This window comes from Frigidibacter sp., assembly GCF_030695035.1.
Lineage (GTDB): Bacteria > Pseudomonadota > Alphaproteobacteria > Rhodobacterales > Rhodobacteraceae > Frigidibacter.
The window spans coordinates 110,775-128,917 of the sequence record NZ_JAUYTT010000010.1 but is presented as its reverse complement, the minus strand read 5'-3'; the positions used below and the strand labels follow the sequence as shown (position 1 = coordinate 128,917).

General features: G+C 67.0%; 16 protein-coding genes. 3 read left to right on the top strand and 13 right to left on the bottom strand.

The features are described from left to right. The first annotated feature begins 26 nt into the window (after positions 1-26). Positions 27-1,676 carry an acyl-CoA synthetase gene (locus Q8S30_RS09750; protein ID WP_305665833.1) on the top strand — a complete coding sequence of 550 codons (1,650 nt, stop codon included), beginning with the start codon at positions 27-29 and terminating at the stop codon, positions 1,674-1,676. 35 nt (positions 1,677-1,711) lie between these two features. Here Q8S30_RS09750 and Q8S30_RS09745 read toward each other — a convergent pair whose 3' ends face one another. After that, the gene (locus Q8S30_RS09745; RefSeq protein WP_305665832.1) at positions 1,712-2,707 is read right to left on the bottom strand and encodes an MDR family oxidoreductase; all 996 of its coding nucleotides are present in this window, start codon (positions 2,705-2,707) and stop codon (positions 1,712-1,714) included. After that, the gene (locus Q8S30_RS09740; protein ID WP_305665831.1) at positions 2,704-3,474 is read right to left on the bottom strand and encodes a FadR/GntR family transcriptional regulator; all 771 of its coding nucleotides are present in this window, start codon (positions 3,472-3,474) and stop codon (positions 2,704-2,706) included. The genes Q8S30_RS09745 and Q8S30_RS09740 overlap by 4 nt, the downstream gene beginning before the upstream one ends. A gap of 121 nt (positions 3,475-3,595) precedes the next feature. Between Q8S30_RS09740 and Q8S30_RS09735 the strand changes: the two genes are divergently transcribed. Next, positions 3,596-5,008: an FAD-binding oxidoreductase gene (locus Q8S30_RS09735; protein WP_305665830.1), complete on the top strand. Its 1,413-nt coding sequence runs from the start codon at positions 3,596-3,598 to the stop codon at positions 5,006-5,008. Between the two features lie 12 nt (positions 5,009-5,020). Here Q8S30_RS09735 and Q8S30_RS09730 read toward each other — a convergent pair whose 3' ends face one another. From Q8S30_RS09730 to Q8S30_RS09700, 7 genes are all read right to left on the bottom strand, one after another. After that, a complete protein-coding gene (locus tag Q8S30_RS09730; RefSeq protein WP_305665829.1) occupies positions 5,021-6,661 on the bottom strand; it encodes an ABC transporter ATP-binding protein in 1,641 nt (546 codons plus the stop codon). 11 nt (positions 6,662-6,672) lie between these two features. Beyond that, on the bottom strand, positions 6,673-7,476 hold the full coding sequence (locus Q8S30_RS09725) for an ABC transporter permease (RefSeq protein WP_305665828.1): 804 nt from the start codon (positions 7,474-7,476) through the stop codon (positions 6,673-6,675). A 91-nt stretch (positions 7,477-7,567) separates the two neighbouring features. Next, the gene (locus tag Q8S30_RS09720; RefSeq protein WP_305665827.1) at positions 7,568-8,509 is read right to left on the bottom strand and encodes an ABC transporter permease; all 942 of its coding nucleotides are present in this window, start codon (positions 8,507-8,509) and stop codon (positions 7,568-7,570) included. A 24-nt stretch (positions 8,510-8,533) separates the two neighbouring features. Next, on the bottom strand, positions 8,534-10,102 hold the full coding sequence (locus tag Q8S30_RS09715) for an ABC transporter substrate-binding protein (protein ID WP_305665826.1): 1,569 nt from the start codon (positions 10,100-10,102) through the stop codon (positions 8,534-8,536). A 162-nt stretch (positions 10,103-10,264) separates the two neighbouring features. Next, on the bottom strand, positions 10,265-11,725 hold the full coding sequence (locus Q8S30_RS09710; protein WP_305665825.1) for an amidase: 1,461 nt from the start codon (positions 11,723-11,725) through the stop codon (positions 10,265-10,267). Further along, on the bottom strand, positions 11,715-12,068 hold the full coding sequence (locus tag Q8S30_RS09705; RefSeq protein ID WP_305665824.1) for a hypothetical protein: 354 nt from the start codon (positions 12,066-12,068) through the stop codon (positions 11,715-11,717). The genes Q8S30_RS09710 and Q8S30_RS09705 overlap by 11 nt, the downstream gene beginning before the upstream one ends. Further along, positions 12,061-13,404, bottom strand: coding sequence for an acyclic terpene utilization AtuA family protein (locus tag Q8S30_RS09700; RefSeq protein ID WP_305665823.1), 1,344 nt, complete (start codon positions 13,402-13,404; stop codon positions 12,061-12,063). Before Q8S30_RS09700 ends, Q8S30_RS09705 begins: the two co-directional genes overlap by 8 nt. A gap of 73 nt (positions 13,405-13,477) precedes the next feature. On the opposite strand from Q8S30_RS09700, the gene Q8S30_RS09695 reads away from it, so the two are divergent. Continuing rightward, entirely contained in the window at positions 13,478-14,413 is a 936-nt protein-coding gene (locus Q8S30_RS09695) for a LysR family transcriptional regulator (protein ID WP_305665822.1), read from the top strand. A gap of 20 nt (positions 14,414-14,433) precedes the next feature. On the opposite strand, the gene Q8S30_RS09690 is transcribed toward Q8S30_RS09695, so the two are convergent. From Q8S30_RS09690 to Q8S30_RS09675, 4 genes are read right to left on the bottom strand one after another with little or no spacing between them, the layout of a single operon-like run. Then, a complete protein-coding gene (locus tag Q8S30_RS09690) occupies positions 14,434-15,264 on the bottom strand; it encodes an alpha/beta hydrolase (RefSeq protein WP_305665821.1) in 831 nt (276 codons plus the stop codon). Positions 15,265-15,273: 9 nt separating this feature from the next. After that, positions 15,274-16,737 carry an NAD-dependent succinate-semialdehyde dehydrogenase gene (locus Q8S30_RS09685; RefSeq protein WP_305665820.1) on the bottom strand — a complete coding sequence of 488 codons (1,464 nt, stop codon included), beginning with the start codon at positions 16,735-16,737 and terminating at the stop codon, positions 15,274-15,276. Positions 16,738-16,752: 15 nt separating this feature from the next. Continuing rightward, a complete protein-coding gene (locus tag Q8S30_RS09680) occupies positions 16,753-17,949 on the bottom strand; it encodes an iron-containing alcohol dehydrogenase (protein WP_305665819.1) in 1,197 nt (398 codons plus the stop codon). A gap of 24 nt (positions 17,950-17,973) precedes the next feature. Continuing rightward, positions 17,974-18,132, bottom strand: a complete 159-nt coding sequence (locus tag Q8S30_RS09675; protein ID WP_305665818.1) for a hypothetical protein — start codon at positions 18,130-18,132, stop codon at positions 17,974-17,976. Between the last annotated feature and the right edge of the window lie 11 nt (positions 18,133-18,143).

Genomic DNA, 18,143 nt, shown 5'->3' with positions numbered 1-18,143 from the left:
AGGCCAAAGGCCGACGGAGAGCCCCCTTGGACAAATACGAAGACGGACTTGGCCGCCGCGCCGCGAACCATCAGCCGATGACGCCGGTGTCCTATCTGGAGCGGGCGGCGCGAACCTATCCGGACCATCCGGCGGTGATCCATGGGCGCCTGCGCAGCAGCTATGCCGACCTGTGGCAGGACTGCCGCCGCCTTGCCTCGGCGCTGGTCGCGCGAGGCGTGGGGCGCGGCGATACCGTCACGGTGATGCTGTCCAACACGCCGCCGATGGTGCAGGCGCATTACGGCGTGCCGATGGCGGGCGGGGCGGTCCTGCACTCGCTGAACACCCGCACCGATGCCGCGACCATCGCCTTTCAGCTGGACCATGCCGAAACCCGGGTGCTGGTCGTGGACCGCGAGTTTTCGGGCGTGATCGCGCAGGCGCTGGCGCTGGCGGAGGTGCGCCCGCTGGTCATCGACTTCGATGACAGCGAGTATCCGGACGATGCGCCCCATCCCAAGGGCGACCGCATCGGCACGCTGGACTATGCCGAGTTCCTCGCCAGCGGCGACCCGGAGTTCGAGGGCGCGGTGCCGCTCGATGAATGGGACGCCATCGCGCTCAACTACACCTCTGGCACCACCGGCAACCCCAAGGGCGTCGTCTGTCACCACCGCGGCGCCGCGCTGATGGCGCTGAACAACACGATCCACGGCGAGCTTGGCAAGCATCCGGTCTACCTGTGGACGCTGCCGATGTTCCATTGCAACGGCTGGAGCTTCAGCTGGTCTGTCGGCGTGCAGGCGGGCACCCATATCTGCCTGCGATGGGTGCGGGCCGAGGCGATCTATGCCGCCATTGCCGATCACGGCGTCACGCATCTGTGCGGCGCGCCCATCGTCATGTCGACACTGCTGAACGCGCCGGATGCGGCCAAGCGCGCCCTGCCCCACAAGGTGACCTTCAACACCGCCGCCGCCCCGCCGCCCGAGGCGGTGCTGCAGGCGATGAAGGAGCAGGGCTTTCATGTGAACCATCTCTACGGCCTGACCGAAAGCTATGGGCCGACGGTGGGCAACGAATGGCACAGCGCCTGGGACGCGCTGCCGCCCGCCGACCAGGCCGCCCACAAGGCGCGGCAGGGGATCCGTTATCTGTCGCTCTCCGATCTGGCAGTGCTGGACCCCGAGACGCTGCACCCCGTCCCAGCCGATGGCGAGACGCTGGGGGAGGTGATGTTCCGCGGCAATCTGGTGATGAAGGGCTATCTGAAGAACGCCAAGGCAACGGAGGAGGCCTTTGCCGGCGGCTGGTTCCATTCCGGCGATCTGGGGGTGATGCATCCTGACGGCTATGTGCAGCTGAAGGACCGCTCCAAGGACATCATCATCTCGGGCGGCGAGAACATCTCGTCCATCGAGGTAGAGGATGCGATCTACCGGCACCCCGATGTGGCGCTGTGTGCCGTGGTCGCCATGCCGGATGAGAAATGGGGCGAGCGGCCTTGCGCGTTTGTGGAGCTGCGGCCGGGGCGCGCCCCGACCGAGGCGGCGATCATCGCGCATTGCCGGGCAACCATCGCGCCCTACAAATGCCCGGCCCGGGTGGTGTTCACCGATCTGCCCAAGACCTCGACCGGCAAGATCCAGAAGTTCGTGCTGCGCGCCCGTGCCGCCGAGGTGGCGGCCCGGTAGAGCCAGCGCCGGGGCTTCCCCCGGCGCTGCAATCGTCAGGTATTCACGTCGATGACCACACGGCCCCGGATGCGCCCCGCCACGATGTCGGCCGCCAGCTCTGGCAGAACCGACAGCGGCTCTGTCCGGGCGATGCTAGCCAGATGCGCCTTGTCCAGCCGACGGGCCAGCAGATCCCAGGCCCGGTCGCGCCGCGCCTGCGGGGCCATCACGCTGTCCACCCCCAGCAGCGCCACGCTGCGCAGGATATGCGGCGCCACCGTGGCTGGCAGGTCCATCCCGCCGGCCAGTCCGCAGGCGGCAACGGCGCCGCCATACACAGTCTGCGCCAGCACATTGGCCAGCGTAGTAGAGCCAACCGAATCCACCGCGCCGCCCCAGCGTTCCTTCTGCAGGGCCCCGCCCTTTTCGGCCAGCGCCGCACGCTCCACGAACCCGGTGGCGCCCAGACCGGCCAGATAGTCCTGCGTCTCGGGCCGGCCCGTCGCCGCCGTCACCCGGTAGCCCGCCGCCGACAGCAGCGCGATGGCGGTAGAGCCGACGCCGCCAGCCGCCCCGGTCACCAGCACCTCGGCCCCGCCGGGCGTGATCGTCCCCCAATCCTCCAGCGCCAGTACGCACAGCGCAGCGGTATAGCCCGCCGTGCCCACCGCCATCGCCTGCTCCATGCTGAACGCCTCGGGCAGCCGCGTCAGCCATTGCGGCTTGAGCCGTTGAAACCGGCTGTAGCCGCCCCATTCTGTCTCCGACAGGCCCCAGCCATTGACGATGACCTTGTCGCCCGGTGCCCAGTCCGGCGAGCGGCTTTCCACGACCGTGCCTGCAAGGTCGATCCCCGCCACCATCGGCAGTCGCCGCGCGATGCGGCCCTTGCCGCTGACAGCCAGCCCGTCCTTGTAGTTGACGGTGGAATAGGAAACCTCGACCAGCACCTCATGGTCCGGCAGGTCAGCCTGCGTCAGCTGGCGGAACTCGGCCTTCGGCTTGCCCTCATGCTCCACGATCATCAGCGCGCGAAACGTATCGGTCATTCGGTCTCTCCTCCCTCAGCGGCGCCTGCCACCGCGCGGGAAGCCCGCCGGTCCAGCGCCTGAATAAGCACCGCGCGCATCCCCTCCAGATGCCCGCGGATCTCCTGTGCCGCGCGCTCTGCATCGCGCGCCGCAATCGCCTCGAGCACCCGCGCATGGCTGCCGACGCTGCGGCGTCGCTCATGCTCGCCGAAGATCAGCATGTTGGTCACCGGGATGAAGCTTTCGATCACCGTGTGCATCATCAGCCGCAACGGCCCGTTGCCCGAGGCGGTGACGATAGCCCGGTGAAAGCGCACGTCGGAGGCGCAGAAGGCCTCATCGGTCAGCCCCTCATCGCGCTGGATGACAATCTCGGCCTCAAGCCGGGCAAGGTCTTCGTCGCTGCGGTTCGCCGCCGCCAGCCGGCAGCAGATCGCCTCGGTCTCGATCCGCGCGGTGACGATCTCATCGACGCCGAAGGTTCCGACGCCCACCAGCAGCGTCGAGGCCTCCGCAATGGCGCGGCCCGCGGCGTCGAGATCAGGGCGGTTGACGAAGGTGCCGCCGGTCGGGCCGCGGCGCGAGCGGATCAGGTTCTGCGCCGCCAGCACCTTCAACGCCTCGCGCACCGTCGGGCGGGAAATTCCGAAGCGGCGGGAGAGTTCGTCTTCGCTGGGAAGCCGCTCATCGACCTGCAGGCGCCCTTCCAGAATGGCGGCGCGGATCAGGTCGGCGACCTGCTTGGAGAGGCCGGTGCGGACGATCTCATCATAGTGCAGCGCCATTGGCCTACCTTTCCCGAGCTTACCCGGAGCGTAGCAGCATTCCCGGAAATGAAAAAGGTTTGACAATTAAAAGAATACACAGATCCTCTGGCCACAAGACCGAACGGAGGAGCGAGTCAGCATGACGGAACTGCAGCCCATCCCTGCGGCAGGTGCCGAGTCTGCCCTGCTGGATCGCCTTGCCCGCGCCCTGCCCCCGGCCGCGCTGCTGACCGGCGGCGCCATCGGCCCACGCTATCAGGAAGACCGGCGCGACCGCTTTTCCGCCCCGCCCCGCTTCGTGCTGCGCCCCGAAACAACGGCCGAGGTCGCGGCGGCGCTGTCGGCCTGCAATGACTTCGGGCAGCCGCTGGTCGTGCAAGGCGGGCGCACCGGCCTGTCGGGCGGGCACCGGATCATTGCGGGCGAAGCGGTGCTGTCGCTGGAACGCCTGACGGCCCTTGGCGCGGTCAGCCCGGAAAGCGCCACCATCGAGGCGCAGGCCGGTGTTCCGCTGCAACTGGTACAAGAGGCCGCCAGCCAAGCGGGCTTGATGTTCGGCGTCGATATCGGGGCGCGCGGCAGCGCGACCATCGGCGGCAATATCGCCACCAATGCGGGCGGCATCCGGGTGATGCGCTATGGCATGTTCCGTGCGCAGGTGGCGGGGCTGGAGGCTGTGCTGGCCGATGGCACGGTCCTGAACACGATGAAACAGGTCGAGAAGGACAATGCCGGCCCCGACCTTGGCCAGCTGTTCATCGGCAGCGAGGGTATCCTGGGCGTGGTCACCTGCGCCCGGCTGCGGCTGCATCCCAGCCCGGCGATCATGGCCAACGCCTTCCTCGCGCTCCCCTCCACCGATGCCGCGCTGGCCCTGCTGCAACGGCTGCGCGGCACCCTGGGCGGGACGCTTTCGGCGTTCGAGATCATGCTGCCCGACGCCTATCACGGCGTGTGCCAGTTCCTGCGGATGACCCCACCACTGGCGACAAAGGCCCCGGTCTATGTGCTGGCCGAGATGCAAGCCGGCCCGCTGGCCCTGCAGGCCGAAGACATGTTCGCCGCAACCCTGATGGCCGCCATCGAGGAGGGCGGCGTTCTGGATGCCGTCGTCTCCCAGTCCTCCCGCGAGTTCCAGGGACTGTGGGACATGCGCGATGGCTGTGCCGAGTTTATGCGGACACTGGACAACATCGCCAGCGGCGATATCAGCGTGCCGGTGGCGCGGATCCCGGACTTCCTGCGCGAAAGTCAGGCGGCGCTGCGCGAGATCGATCCTGCCACGGCCTTCCTTGCCTTCGGGCACATGGGCGACGGCAACCTGCACTATGTCTTCTGCACGCCGCAAAAAGGCCCGGCGATGGATCGGCTGCTGAGGCTGGTGGCAACCTATGGCGGGTCGATTTCCGCCGAGCACGGTATCGGCGTCGACAAGAAATCCTGGCTGCACCTGTCGCGCAGCCAGGCGGAAATTGCCACTCTCCGCGCCCTGAAGGCGACGCTGGACCCGCGCGGCATCCTCAATCGCGGGCGGATCTTCGACCCGCTGTAGGCGCCGGTCCGGTCAGGGCTGCTCCGCCAGAACCCCTTGGGTCCGCATCGCCAGTCCGCCCGGGATCGCCCTGATCAGCTCTTCGGTATAGGCGTGGCCGGGATTGGTGAAGACATCCCGCGTCAGCCCGGTTTCGACCACGCGGCCGCGATGCATCACGATCAGCCGGTCGCAGATATTCGAGGCGACGCGCAGGTCATGCGTGATGAACAGCATGGCAAACCCCAGCTCGCGCTTGAGCGTTTCGAACAGCTCCAGCACCTGCGCCTGAACGGACACGTCGAGCGCAGACACGGCCTCGTCGGCGACGACAATCCGCGGTTTCATCGCAAGCGCGCGGGCAATGCAGATGCGCTGGCGCTGGCCACCCGAAAATTCATGTGGGAAGCGGCCCATCGCTTCGGCGGGAAGGCCGACACGGTCCAGCAGATCCAGCGCCCGAGCCAACGCCTCGGAACGCGAGACCCCATTTGCCATCGGCCCCTCGGTCAAGGAATGGCCAACCCTCCGGCGCGGGTTCAGCGATTTGAACGGATCCTGAAACACCATCTGCACGCCGGCGCGATAGTCGTTCAGGGCCTTGCCCCGCAGCGACCCGATCTCGCGGCCGAACACCGTCATCGTGCCGGCATCCGGCTTTTCAAACAGCATCAGCACCTTGGCCAGGGTCGATTTGCCCGACCCGGATTCCCCCACTACGCCAAGCGTCTCGCCGGGGTCGATATGGAAACTGACCTGATCCAGCGCCTTGATCTCGCGCTTGGCGCTGGTGAAGCTGCGGGTGACATAGGTCAGGTCCAGCCCCTCGGCCCGCACCAGCGCCGTATCTGCCACCGGCAGCTCGGGCCGAAAACGAAAGCCCGGGACCGCAGCGATCAGGCTTTTGGTATAGGGGTGCTCGGCGCGCTCCAGCACCGCATCCGCGGCGCCATGCTCGACGACGCGTCCGTTCTGCATGACATAGACGAAATCAGCCACCTCGGCGACCACGCCGAAATCATGGGTGATCAGCAGAACGCCGCTGTCATGACGGGTCATCAGCTCGCGGAACAGGTGCAGGATCTGCGCCTGCGTGGTGACATCCAGCGCGGTGGTCGGCTCGTCGGCGATGATCAGCGCGGGTTCCAGCGCCAGCGCCATCGCAATCACCACGCGCTGCCGCTGCCCGCCGGACAGCTGGTGCGGAAAGGCCCGCATGATCTGCGGCGGGTCGGGCAGGTGCACATCGCCCAGCAGTTCGAGGATCCGCGCCTCGCGTGCACGCGCGCTCATCTCGGGCCGGTGGATCGCCAGCATCTCGCCGATCTGGGTGCCGACCCGCATGACCGGGTTCAGCGCCGTCAGCGGCTCCTGAAACACCATCGACACGACGCGGCCGCGCAGCGTGGCCAGATCCTCGGGCGTGGCGCTGGCCATGTCATGCCCGTCCAGCAGGACCCGGCCCCCGTCGATGCGCAGGCCCGAGGGCAGCAGCTGCATGATCGCCGATGAGGTGACCGACTTGCCCGACCCGGATTCCCCGATCAGGCAGGTGATCTTGCGGCGATGCACGGTCAGGGCGACATCGGTCACAACCCGCCGGACAGTGCCCGGCAGGTCAAGCGCGACGGACAGGCCCGAGATTTCCAGGATCGATGCGGTGCTGCTGGTCATGGTCTTGCCTCTCAACTGGGTCTGCGGCGGGCGGCAAGGCGAGGGTCGAGCCTGTCGCGCAGGCTGTCGCCCAGAACGTTCACCGCCAGCACCGTTACCGACAGGAACAGCCCGGGGAACAAGATGCACCACGGCGCCCGCTGAAAGGCGCTTTTGCCATCGGCGATCACATTGCCCCAGCTTGGGATTTCGGAAGGAAAGCCGACGCCGAGGAAGCCAAGTACGGCCTCGGTCAGGATCGCGGCGGCGAACATGTAGGAGAACTGCACCGCCAGCGGCGCAAGGCAGCCGGGCAGTATGTGGCGCAGAACCACCTTCCAGCGCGGGATCGACATGCTGATGGCGGCGAACACATAGGGCTCTTCGCGCAGGGTCAGCACCATTGCCCGGATCAGCCGGGCGACGCGCGGAATTTCAGGGATGCAGATGGCAACGACGATGGACAGCAGGCTGGGCCCCACCAAGGACACGATGGCAACGGCCAGCAAGATGTTGGGGATCGCCATCAACCCGTCCATCACCCGCATCAAGATGGCATCGACGATGCGGAACGACCCGGCCAGCAACCCCGCCAGCGTGCCGATGACCGCGGCGAGGCTGGCCGCCAGCACGCCGACGGCCAGAGAGATCTGCCCGCCATGCAGCACGCGGGCAAAGATGTCGCGCCCGTATTGATCGGACCCAAACAGGAACTCGGCCCCCGGGGCGGTGTAGCGATCACGCGGGCTGATGCTCAGCGGGTCGGTCCCGGCGATCAGGCCGGCAAACATCGCGGACAGCACCACCAGTACAAGGACCAGGACGGCGATGGACATGGTAGGCTGCCGAACGGCCCCGCTGGCAAGGCGGCGCAACAGCGGCGGACGGGAGGGGGTCTCGATATGGGTCATCCTCGGGCGCTCCTCTTCAATAGCGGATGCGCGGATCGACGATCAGATAGGTGATGTCGATCAGAAGGTTGATGAAAACATAGGTCAGGGAAAACACCAGGATCAGCCCCTGCACCACCGGATAGTCACGGCCGAGGATGGCGTCGATGGTCAGCCGCCCAAGCCCGGGGATGTTGAAGACACTCTCGGTGACGACCACGCCCGAGATCAGCGAGGCGATCCCGAGGCCGATCACCGTCACCACCGGCACGGCGGCATTGGGCAGGGCGTGCTTCCACAAGATGCGGTTTTCATTGCCGCCCTTGGCGCGGGCGGTGCGGATGAAATCCTCGCCCAGAATTTCCAGCGTGCTGGCCCGCGTCACGCGCGAGATCAGCGCCATGAACACGATGGCCAGCGTGGCGGCAGGCAGGACCAGATGCTTCAAGCTTTGCAGCGGATCGTCGAAAGGGCTGATATAGCCCTGCACCGGCAGCAGGTTCGCCTTCAGCGCCAGAAGCTGCATCAGCGTGTAGCCGATCACGAAGCTTGGCACCGAAAACCCGACCACGGCCAGCGTCATCACCATCCGGTCGCGCCAGCCATCATGGTGCCAGGCGGCAATGGCGCCAAGCGGGACCGCGATGACCACCGTCACGACAATCGTCACCAGCGCCAGCACCAGCGTCGGTTCGACCCGGTCAGCGATCAGGTCCAGCACCGGCTGGCCCGACAGCGTGGAGGCCCCGAAATTGCCCTGCGCCATCTGCGACAGCCAAGTCACGTATTGCACTGGCAAGGATCGGTCGAGCCCCAAATCGCGGCGGATCTGTTCCACCTGTTCCGGGGTCGCCTGCTCGCCGGCAACCACCAGCGCCGGATCACCCGGGCTGAGGCGGAGAAGAAGAAAGACGAAGGTCGCAACAACCAGCATCACGGGCACCGCTGCCAGCAACCGCAGGACTATCAGCCGGATCATCGTCTCTCTCCTTCTTCTGCCGGGTCAGTTCTTGTCGATGCCCCAGAACACCGACACAGGTGCGGGCAGCGGCGGGGTCACGTTGTCCCGATAGGCGGTGTAGGTGCGGTAGGTGCCAAGCGGCACAAAGAACACCAAATCGTTCGCCCGGGCCTGGATCTTCTCGGCAATCGCCTTTTGCTCTTCGGGCGAGGATGCGCGGGCATAATCCTCTTTCAGGCTGGCCAGTTGGTCATCCGAACTCCATCCGGCATAGCCCTTGGCGCCTTCGGTATCGAGGTTCAGGTTCGACAGCGGCGACATCAGGTCCGGGCTGTTCCAGACGCCAAAGGCGATGCTCCATCCGCCCTCGGACACCGGGTCCTGCTTGTTGCGCTGCGCCAGGTAGGTCGAAAAGTCCATCGACTGCACCTCGACGTTCATCCCCGCATCGCGCAGGTATTGCGCTGTGATCGGCGCCAGCCCGCGGAAGGACAGGATGTCCGACGCATCGAGGATCACCACCTTCTCGCCATCGTAGCCGGCTTCCGCCATCAGGGCCTTGGCCTTCTCCGGATCGGGCGCCGAGGTGCCGAGCGCATTCACATCCGTCGCCAGCGGCGAGTCGCAACCAAAGAGCGAGCCGCAGACCTCATAGGTTTCGGGATCGCCTACCGTCGCGGCCATGAAATCGTCCTGCGAGATCATCGCAGCCACGGCCTGCCGCATCTTGGGGTTGTCAAAGGGCTTTTGCAGCCAGTTGATGCGCAGTGTGGGCGTGTTCGAGGTGATGCGCAGATCATACTCCACCCCCGGCGCGCCCTCGATCATCGACAGCGTGTCCGAGCTGATCGCCTCGACCAGATCGACCTCGCCCTTGGTAAGTGCGTTCGCTGTGGTCTGGTCATCGGGGAAGGTCAGCCATTCGACGCGGTCGACCAGCACGTCCTTCTTGCCCGCAAGATAGCTTGGGGCTTCGTCCCGCGGGACATAGTTCTCGTTCTTGACATAGACGGCCGAAACGCCGGGGCGGAACTCTTCGGCGACAAAGCGGTACGGCCCCGAGCCGATGATCTCTTCGACATTGCCATCGCCCGCAGCGTCAATGATGCGCTTGGGCATGATGAAGGGCACCACCGAAGACGGCTTGGCCAGCGCTTCCACCAGAGAGCCGAAGGGGGCGGTCAGACTGATGGTGAATTCGGTGTCGCTGTCGGCGGTGATGGCCCCCAGCACGGCTGCGATCTTGCGGCCCGTCAGGTCTCGGGTCATCCAGCGCTGCAACGAGGCCACGGCATCGGCGGCGGTCACGGCGGCGCCATCGTGGAAGGCAAGGCCCGGGCGCAGGGTGAAGCTGTAGGTCAGGCCATCCTCGCTGGCGGACCAGTCAGAGACCATCTGCGGCTGCGGCACATAGTTTTCGTCATAGCCGAACAGCGTGTCATAGACCATGTAGCCGTGGTTCCGGGTGACATAGGCGGTGGTTGTCAGCGGATCCAGCAGCCGGAGCGAGGCGTGCGGCACCATGCGCAGCACCTTTTGCTCCTGTGCGGCCAAGGGCGCCGCGACAAGCGCCGTGGCGAGTGCAATTGCTGCGAGTCTTGAAAAGCTCATTGTCGTCTCCCCGTCTGTTTATGTGTTTTGGTTTTCTACGAAATCTGCTGCCGGCCCCGTGAAGGGCAGGCAGCGGCACATCTGCTGCCAAGGCAGCCAGATGGTTGGTCGCACCGCTCTTCTTTGCGTCAGGTGACCGGAGGCCGCGTAGGTGCCAGACGCTCATGCCGTGCATGTCGCGCCCCCTTGATACGGGCCCTGCGGGCCCTTGGGGTCCACCGGGGTGCGGCCAAGCGCGCCGGTGATGTCCTCAAAGATCTGGGCAGCGGCCAGCAGATCCGCCTCGCCGCGCGGACGCCCGACCAGCTGGATCCCAACCGGGAACCCATTGCGGTTAAAGCCGCAGGGCACCGAGATCGACGGGCATCCCAGCAGCGAGATCGTGTAGGTGATGGCGATCCAGTCGATATAGGCATCGAACTCATGCCCGTGCAGCGTATCCACGCGGCGCCACTCGGCCGGAAACGGCTCCATGATGCCGGTGGGGCAGACCAGCAGATCGAAGCTGTCGAAGAAGGTCATGGTGCGCAGGAACATCTGTGCCCGCTCGCGCTCGCCCCAGGCATAGCGCGTGATCGGCAGTTGTGCCGCGCGGTCCACCGAATAGTGGATCTCTGGGATCATCCGGTCGCCATATTGCTCGCAAAGCGGGCCCATATTGGCCAAATGGTTGACGCCGCGAATGGCATGGAACACCTCGACACCGTTTGACAGGTCCGGTGCCTCGAACTCCACCGCGACCCCGGCCTCGCGGAAGCGCAGGGCACCTGCCCCAACGATGGCGGCAATCTCGGGATCGACGGGCGTCACACCCAGATCAGGCGAGAAGCCGATGCGCCTGGGCGCCTTGCGTTCAGCCGCGGCCCTCACGAACTGGCCGGGGATCACCGGCAGCGACAGCGGATCGGCCGGATAGTCCCCGACCATCGCGTCCAGCATCAGTGCCGTATCCCCGACGGTGCGGGCAATCGGGCCCAGCACCGCCAGCGTGCTGAACGGCATCCCCTTGCGCGCCCGCGGCACCCGGCCCGGCGAGGGTCGCAGCCCCACGACGGAACTGTAGGCCGCCGGCAGCCGGATTGACGAGCCAAGGTCCGACCCCGTCGCCAACCAGACCTCGCCCGTCGCCACCGACACCGCAGCCCCGCCCGAAGACCCTGCGGCGGTACGCGACGTGTCATAGGGGTTTCGGGTCGCGCCGAAGAGGTCGTTGATCGTATTGGCGTTGAAGCCGAATTCGGGCGAGTTCGACTTGCCCATCGTGATGGCGCCATTGCCTTCCAGCATCTCGACCATCGGCGAAGAGGTGGTGGCGACATAATCCTTGAACACCACCGACCCGCCATTGGTGTGGCGCACGCCTGCAACCTCATCCAGATCCTTCACCGACATCGGCAGCCCAGCCAGCAGCGATCCGGCCCCAAGCTGGCCCGCGTCATAGCGGCGGGCCTGCTCGCGGGCGCGCTCAAAGCAGGTGATCGGCATGGCGTTCACCTGCGGCTCCACCGCTTCGATACGCGCAATCGACGCCTCGACCAGCTCCATCGACGAGAGGTCGCGGGATTTCAGCCGCGCGGCGGCCTCGGCGGCGGTCAGCGACAGAAGGCTCTTGTCAACAGGCATCGGCAGGCTCCGCTCTGGTAATGGGCAGGGACAACAGGTGGAAAGACAGGCATTTGCCATGCGCATCCAGATAGAGGCTGGAGTTCACCCCGCCGCCCAGCGCCCGTTCGAGCACGAAGTTGAAGCCGCCCAGCGCCGGCAGATCGAAGCGGGTGACCCGCTCGGGCTGGCGCATCGCGAAATGCTCCATCATCCGCGCTTCGGTGACCTGCCGGGCCAGCAAGTCCCAGTCGGCGGGATCATAGGGGAACAGGCTGATGTTCAGCCGGTCGCCCTTGTCGCCCGCGCGGGCATGGGCAAGGTCATGCAGCCGCAGGCTGCTTGGGTCGGGGCGGTCAGGCATTTGCAACCTCGGGATAGGGAATGGCCCAGGTCCTGACCAGATCGCGCTCGATCAGGACGGGTTCAGAGGTCAGGCGCTCGACCAGACTGCGGCGCACGCCGCCGCCGCCCGCAGGGCCACACAGATACAAGCTCTCCACCTCATCCAGCGCGGTCTGCGCCAGCTGCGCGCTGTCGGCCGCAACCGCCAGGCGCAAGCGCACCTCGGGCAACTGCAGGGCCTGCTGCGGCAGGGCCTGATCGGCAATGGCGTTGACGCCGATCAGATCGACGCGGGTTCTGGCATAGCCCAGATCCCGCAGCCGGGTTTCCAGCACGCCGGCCGCAAGGCGCCCCCGAGGCAGGGCATTCGGCCCGGCATAAGAGATTTCCGCCTCGCCCAGCCAGCCGCCGCGGTGGCAGGCCATTGCGCGCAGCGTGTCGGGCCGGGGCCATCCACGAGCGCCTGACACCTGCACACGGTCGGGCCCCGCCTCGGACAGATGCACCGCGGTCAGGTCCAGAACCACATCGGGCGTCAGATACCGCGCCGGATCGTCGATCTCATACAGTACCTGCTCGCGCACCGTCTGCAGGGTGACGCAGCCGCCGGTGCCCGAGGGTTTGGTGATGACAAAGCTGCCATCCTCCGCAACCTCGGCCAACGGGAATCCCAGATGCGCAAGGTCGGGCACGTCCTTCAGCCCCGGATCGGCGAAGTACCCGCCGCTGACCTGCGCCCCACATTCCAGCATGTGACCGCAGAGCGTGCCCGCTGCCAGAAGATCCCAATCCTGCCAGCCCCAGCCAAAGGAATGCACCAGCGGCCCCAGCGCCAGCGAGGGGTCTGCAACCCGGCCGGTGACCACGATCTCGGCGCCCATGTCCAGCGCCTCGACCACCGAAGCAGCGCCGATATAGGCGTTGGCGGCAACCAGATCGCCGGTTTCACGGCGGGCCGTATCAATTGCGGCGCGTGCGGCGCCCGTCATTACATCATCGCCAAGGACATAGACCATCCGCGGCTGCGGCAGGCCCATCTCGGCGCAAAGCGCAGCGATGCGGCGGCAGGCGCCCTCGGGATCGGCCGCGCCGAAGTTTGACACGATGCGGATGCCGCTTTTCAGGCAGGTCTCCAGTACCGGGCGCAAGAAGGCATCCAGTCGCGGCAAATAGCCCGGCCCGCCATTCATCCGGCGCAGCTGCGCCTGTGCCAGGGTGCGCTCGGCCAGCGTTTCGTAGATCATGAAGCGCGGCCCGGATTTGCGCGCCAGATCCTCGACAACCGCGCGGCCGCCATCCGGCCGATCCCCGGCGAACCCTGCACCACACCCGATATAGACCCGTTCCGCCGTCATGTTTGCCGCCTGATCCTCACGCCTCCAGAAAAAGCTAGATTGCAACATTAAGAAATACTAACGTAAATTTGTTATGCATTCAGAGGCATTGCTTGTGAATTACACCCTGCGCCAGCTGGCCGCCTTTCGCGCGATCGACAACCACCGCAACATCACCCGCGCCGCCAAAGAGCTTGGGCTGACGCAGTCGGGCCTGTCGGCGATGCTGCGCGAACTGGAGGCCGAGGCGGGCGAGGCGCTGTTCTCGCGCACCACAAGGCGGCTGGAGCCGACCCCGGCCGGTGTGGCCTTCCGGCCCTTGGCCGAGCGTGTGCTGCAAGAATCGGCCGCGCTGGCAAGCACCTTCCGCGACTATCGCAGCGGCGGGCGCGGGCTGGTGCGGCTGGGTCTGATGCCCTCGCTTGCGGCGGTCGTGCTACCAGACCTGCTGCGAGAATTTCGCCGCACCCACCCGCTGGTCGAGATCGATCTGGTCGAGGCCCATGCAGGTACCCTGTCCGAGATGGTGCAGGACGGGTCGTTGTCGGTGGCGCTAGGCACCGCCTTTGCGCTGGGGCGGGATCTGCACCACGATCACCTGTGGCAAGATGAGATCGTCGCGGTTCTGCCAGAGCCGGACGGCAGCGACCCGCTGCAGTGGAGCGATCTTGCCAAGCGCGATTTCGTGGCCATCAAGGACAGCGCCAGCCTGCGCACCCTGTCAGATGCCGGGTTCCGGGTATCGGGCGGGATGCCGAGGACGATGATCGAGGTCGGGTCGATGGCCACCGCCATCGCCTTTGTTCGCGCGGGGTTTGGCTGCACGATCTTGCCGCGCTCGGCTCTGGCGATGCTGGTGTCCGACGGGCTGACCATACGCCCGCTGGTCGCGCCGGCGCTGGCGCGGGATATCTCGATGATCACTCCGGCGCAGGTGCCAAACGCCGCCACTGCCGCGCTGTGCGATCTGATCTTGCGCAAGGCGGCGACCTACCGGAACCAGCGGCCCTGGACCGCGGCGGATGGGTAGGATCGCAGACGCGCTGCCCCCTACCCCACCGTCAGATCGGCCAGCACCCCGCCAAGCGCAGAGGCAGGATCGGCCAGCGACAGCACGATGGTCAGATGGTTCAGCCCCGGCTCGCTGCGCAACTCGCAAGGCTGGCCGGCCCCGGTGATCAGCCCGCCAAGAGCCGTCGCCTGATCGTGGAACGGCGCCGTTTCCAGCGCGCCCCTTGTGAGGGTCCGCGATGGTCCGACCAGTTGCGCCGAGGTCAGCGGCGACCATGCCTCGGCCTCCCCCGCCGTCATCTCCGCCTCATGCTTCAGGAAGCTGCCGGGAATACCCCCAAGGTCATAGATGCCGCTGACCATCAGGATGCCGCGCAGCGAGGGCAGATCGGGAGACGCTTCCTGCGGACCGAGGGCCGCCAGATAGCTTGCCAGATGCGCCCCCGCCGAATGGCCGCTGACAGTGAAGCGGGCCGGATCGGCGCCAAGCGTGGGGGCGATGGCCTGCAGGTGCAACGCCGCCGCCCGCACCTGCCCCACGATGCGGCCGAGCCGGGTGCCCGGCATCAGGTCATAGGTGGCGATGGCGGCGATGCCCCCCGCCGCCAAAACCGGCGCGGCGACGAGGTGGTGGTCCGCCTTGCTCCCCGACCGCCAATAGCCGCCGTGGATGAACATGTGCAGCGGCGCGCCCTTGGCCGGGCTCAAAGGGAACAGGATATCCATCCGCTCGCGCGGCGAGGGGCCATAGGCCACATCGGTCCGCACCTCCACCCGCGCCGCAAGCTCGCGGGAGCGTGCGGCGGTCTCGGCGAGGATGGCGTCGAAATCGGGGATGAAGTCGCGGTTGCGGTAAAGATCCTGTCCCATGCTCTCGCTCTAGAAGTTCACCGCGAAATACTTCGGCTCCATGAATTCCAGGATGCCGGTCACCCCGCCCTCTCGCCCCAGCCCGCTTTGCTTGGCGCCGCCGAACGGGGCGGCCGGGTCCGACATCAGGCCGCGATTGATGGCGACCATCCCGGTCTCGATGCCCTTGCCCACCCGCAGCGCGCGCGACAGGTCGCCCGAATAGACATAGGCCGCAAGCCCGTATTCGGTAGAATTGGCGAGGCGAATCGCCTGCTCCTCTGTCTCGAAACGGTAGACGGGGGCGACGGGGCCGAAGATCTCTTCATGTGCGATCTCGGCATCCTCCGGCACATTCTCGATCACCGTCGGCGGGTAGAAGTAGCCCGATCCCGGCAGCGGCGCCCCGCCCGTGGTGACCCGCGCCCCGCGCGCGACGGCCTGGCTGACCAGCCGGTCGATCTTGGTCACTGCCTTGGTGGTGATCATCGGGCCGACCTGCGTGGCCGGATCGGTGCCGGCGCCCACCACCAGCGCCGCCATCCGCGCGGTCAGCCCCGCGACAAAGGCGTCATGGATCCCCGCCTGCACATAGAAGCGGTTGGCGGCGGTGCAGGCCTCGCCCGCGTTGCGCATCTTGGCGATCATCGCGCCGTCGAGCGCGGCCCCTAGATCGGCATCGTCGAACACAAGGAAGGGCGCGTTGCCGCCAAGCTCCATCGAGCAAGAGACCACGGTCTTGGCAGCCTCGGCCAGCAACGTGCGGCCCACCCCGGTCGATCCGGTGAAGGACAGCTTGCGCACCCGTGGATCGGCCAGCATGGCGCTGACCACCGGCCCGGGCTGGGTGGTAGTCAGCACGTTGACGACGCCGGGCGGCACCCCGGCCTCGGCACCAAGCCGGGCCATCGCATAGGCGGTCAGCGGGGTCTCCGAGGCAGGCTTCAGGATCACCGTACAGCCAGCCGCCAGCGCCGGGCCGATCTTGCGCGTCGCCATCGCGGCCGGGAAGTTCCAGGGCGTGATCAGCACCGCAATGCCGATGGGGTCATGGTCGACAAGGATGTGGTGCGCGCCGGACGGGGCATGGCGGAACTCGCCGGGAATGCGCACCGCCTCTTCGGCATACCAGCGGAAGAACTCGGCGGCATAGGCGACCTCACCCCGCGCATCGGGCAGCGCCTTGCCGTTCTCCAGCGAGATCAGGCGGGCAAGGTCTTCGGCATGGTCGGTCATCAGCCCGAACCAGCGGCGCAGGATTTCCGCGCGCTGGCGCGGCGGTGTGGCGCGCCAGCCGGCCGCGGCGGCCTCGGCCGCATCCACGGCGCGCATCGCATCCTCAACCGAAGCATCGGGCACCTCGGCCAGCACCCCGGCGGTCGAGGGGTTCGTTACCGGGATGCCGCCACCCGGCAGCCAGTCGCCGCCGATGAAGAGGCCGCGGGCGTGCAGGCCCGGATCGGCAAAATCGGCGCGGGGGGAATCGAGGGTCATGTCCGGTCCTTCCGGTTACTGGATCAGGCTGCGGTCGCCGGTGAAGGCGGCGTTCAGCAAAAGCGTCATGTCGCCGCGGCCTATCGGGCGGGGGTTGTTCTGGATCAGCCTCTCGATCCCGCAGGATTGCTCGGCCACCCAGTCGATGCGGTCCTCGGCGAGGCCAAGCGCCGCCAGGTTGGGCGGAATGCCGATCCGCCCGAACAGCGCGGCGATGGCGGGGATCACCTCATCGGCCGAGGCCATGCCGATGGCCGCCGCAATCTGCGCCAGCTCGGGGCCGATCTCCGGGCGGTTCCATTCCATCACATAGGGCATCAGGCAGGCCACGCCCTGCCCGTGCGCGGTATGGGTCAGCGCGCCCACCGGATACTGGATCGCATGAGCCGCCGCCGTGCCCGCCACGCCAAAGGCCAGCCCCGCGAAGGTCGCGCCCTGCATCACCTGCGCGCGGGCGGTGGCATCACCGCTGGTGCAGGCCACCTCCAGCCCTTGCCACAGCAGCGAGATTGCCGTCAGCGCGAACTGGTCCGACAGGGCGTTCTTGCCGATGAACACCCGCTCTTGGCTCAGCGAGGCCGTCACCTCGCGCCGGGTGGCGGTGAAGGCCTCGATGGCATGGGTCAGCGCATCGGCCCCGGCAATGGCGGTCAGCCCCGGCGGGCAGGTCAGCGTCAGGTCCGGATCGCAGATCGCCGCGATGGGGATCAGATGGGGGCTGGAGATGCCAACCTTCAGGCTGCGGTCGGCATCCGACAGCACCGCAACCGGGGTGACCTCGGACCCCGTTCCCGCCGTGGTCGGAATGGCGATCAGTGGCAGCACCGGGCCGGGCACCTTCAGCTCGCCATAGTAATCCTGCGGCCGCCCGCCATGCGACAGCAGCAGCGCCACACATTTCGCCATGTCGAGGCAGGATCCGCCGCCGATCCCGATCACCAGATCGGGCGCAAAGCCCCGCGCTGCCTCTGCCGCCGCAACCGCAGTCTCCACCGGCACATCGGGCAGCGTGCCGCTTTCGACGCGGAGCGTCAGGCCCGATGCCTCCAGATCCGCGACCATCCCGAGGAAATCCGCATCCGCCGCAAGCCGCGCATCGGTGACGATCAGCGCCCGCCGTCCCAGCCGCGCGGCGATGGCGCCAAGCGCCCGGCGCTGGCCGGATCCGAAAAGCAGCTCTCGCGGGGCCCTGATCGTGCCGAAATAGTCCATGTTTCCGTTTCCTCCGGTTCGGTTTCAGGCGGCCCGCAGGGTCCGCAAGTCGTTCAGCAAGCTGCCTTGTATGTCGATGCCGTCCCGCTGCGCCCTCGCGCGGCGGGCGCGCATCCCGGCGGCTGGCGGCGCCTCCAGCAGGTCCACCGCCAGCCGCCGCAGGACTTGCTCAGCAACCCGCATCATAAATCCTA

Excerpts from the sequence above, each read along its gene's own strand:
- Q8S30_RS09745 (WP_305665832.1), bottom strand. The coding sequence starts at position 2,707 with ATGACCGATACGTTTCGCGCGCTGATGATCGTGGAGCATGAGGGCAAG.
- Q8S30_RS09740 (WP_305665831.1), bottom strand. The coding sequence starts at position 3,474 with ATGGCGCTGCACTATGATGAGATCGTCCGCACCGGCCTCTCCAAGCAG.
- Q8S30_RS09735 (WP_305665830.1), top strand. The coding sequence starts at position 3,596 with ATGACGGAACTGCAGCCCATCCCTGCGGCAGGTGCCGAGTCTGCCCTG.
- Q8S30_RS09730 (WP_305665829.1), bottom strand. The coding sequence starts at position 6,661 with ATGACCAGCAGCACCGCATCGATCCTGGAAATCTCGGGCCTGTCCGTC.
- Q8S30_RS09725 (WP_305665828.1), bottom strand. The coding sequence starts at position 7,476 with ATGTCCATCGCCGTCCTGGTCCTTGTACTGGTGGTGCTGTCCGCGATG.
- Q8S30_RS09720 (WP_305665827.1), bottom strand. The coding sequence starts at position 8,509 with ATGATCCGGCTGATAGTCCTGCGGTTGCTGGCAGCGGTGCCCGTGATG.
- Q8S30_RS09715 (WP_305665826.1), bottom strand. The coding sequence starts at position 10,102 with ATGAGCTTTTCAAGACTCGCAGCAATTGCACTCGCCACGGCGCTTGTC.
- Q8S30_RS09710 (WP_305665825.1), bottom strand. The coding sequence starts at position 11,725 with ATGCCTGTTGACAAGAGCCTTCTGTCGCTGACCGCCGCCGAGGCCGCC.
- Q8S30_RS09705 (WP_305665824.1), bottom strand. The coding sequence starts at position 12,068 with ATGCCTGACCGCCCCGACCCAAGCAGCCTGCGGCTGCATGACCTTGCC.
- Q8S30_RS09700 (WP_305665823.1), bottom strand. The coding sequence starts at position 13,404 with ATGACGGCGGAACGGGTCTATATCGGGTGTGGTGCAGGGTTCGCCGGG.
- Q8S30_RS09695 (WP_305665822.1), top strand. The coding sequence starts at position 13,478 with ATGCATTCAGAGGCATTGCTTGTGAATTACACCCTGCGCCAGCTGGCC.
- Q8S30_RS09690 (WP_305665821.1), bottom strand. The coding sequence starts at position 15,264 with ATGGGACAGGATCTTTACCGCAACCGCGACTTCATCCCCGATTTCGAC.
- Q8S30_RS09685 (WP_305665820.1), bottom strand. The coding sequence starts at position 16,737 with ATGACCCTCGATTCCCCCCGCGCCGATTTTGCCGATCCGGGCCTGCAC.
- Q8S30_RS09680 (WP_305665819.1), bottom strand. The coding sequence starts at position 17,949 with ATGGACTATTTCGGCACGATCAGGGCCCCGCGAGAGCTGCTTTTCGGA.
- Q8S30_RS09675 (WP_305665818.1), bottom strand. The coding sequence starts at position 18,132 with ATGCGGGTTGCTGAGCAAGTCCTGCGGCGGCTGGCGGTGGACCTGCTG.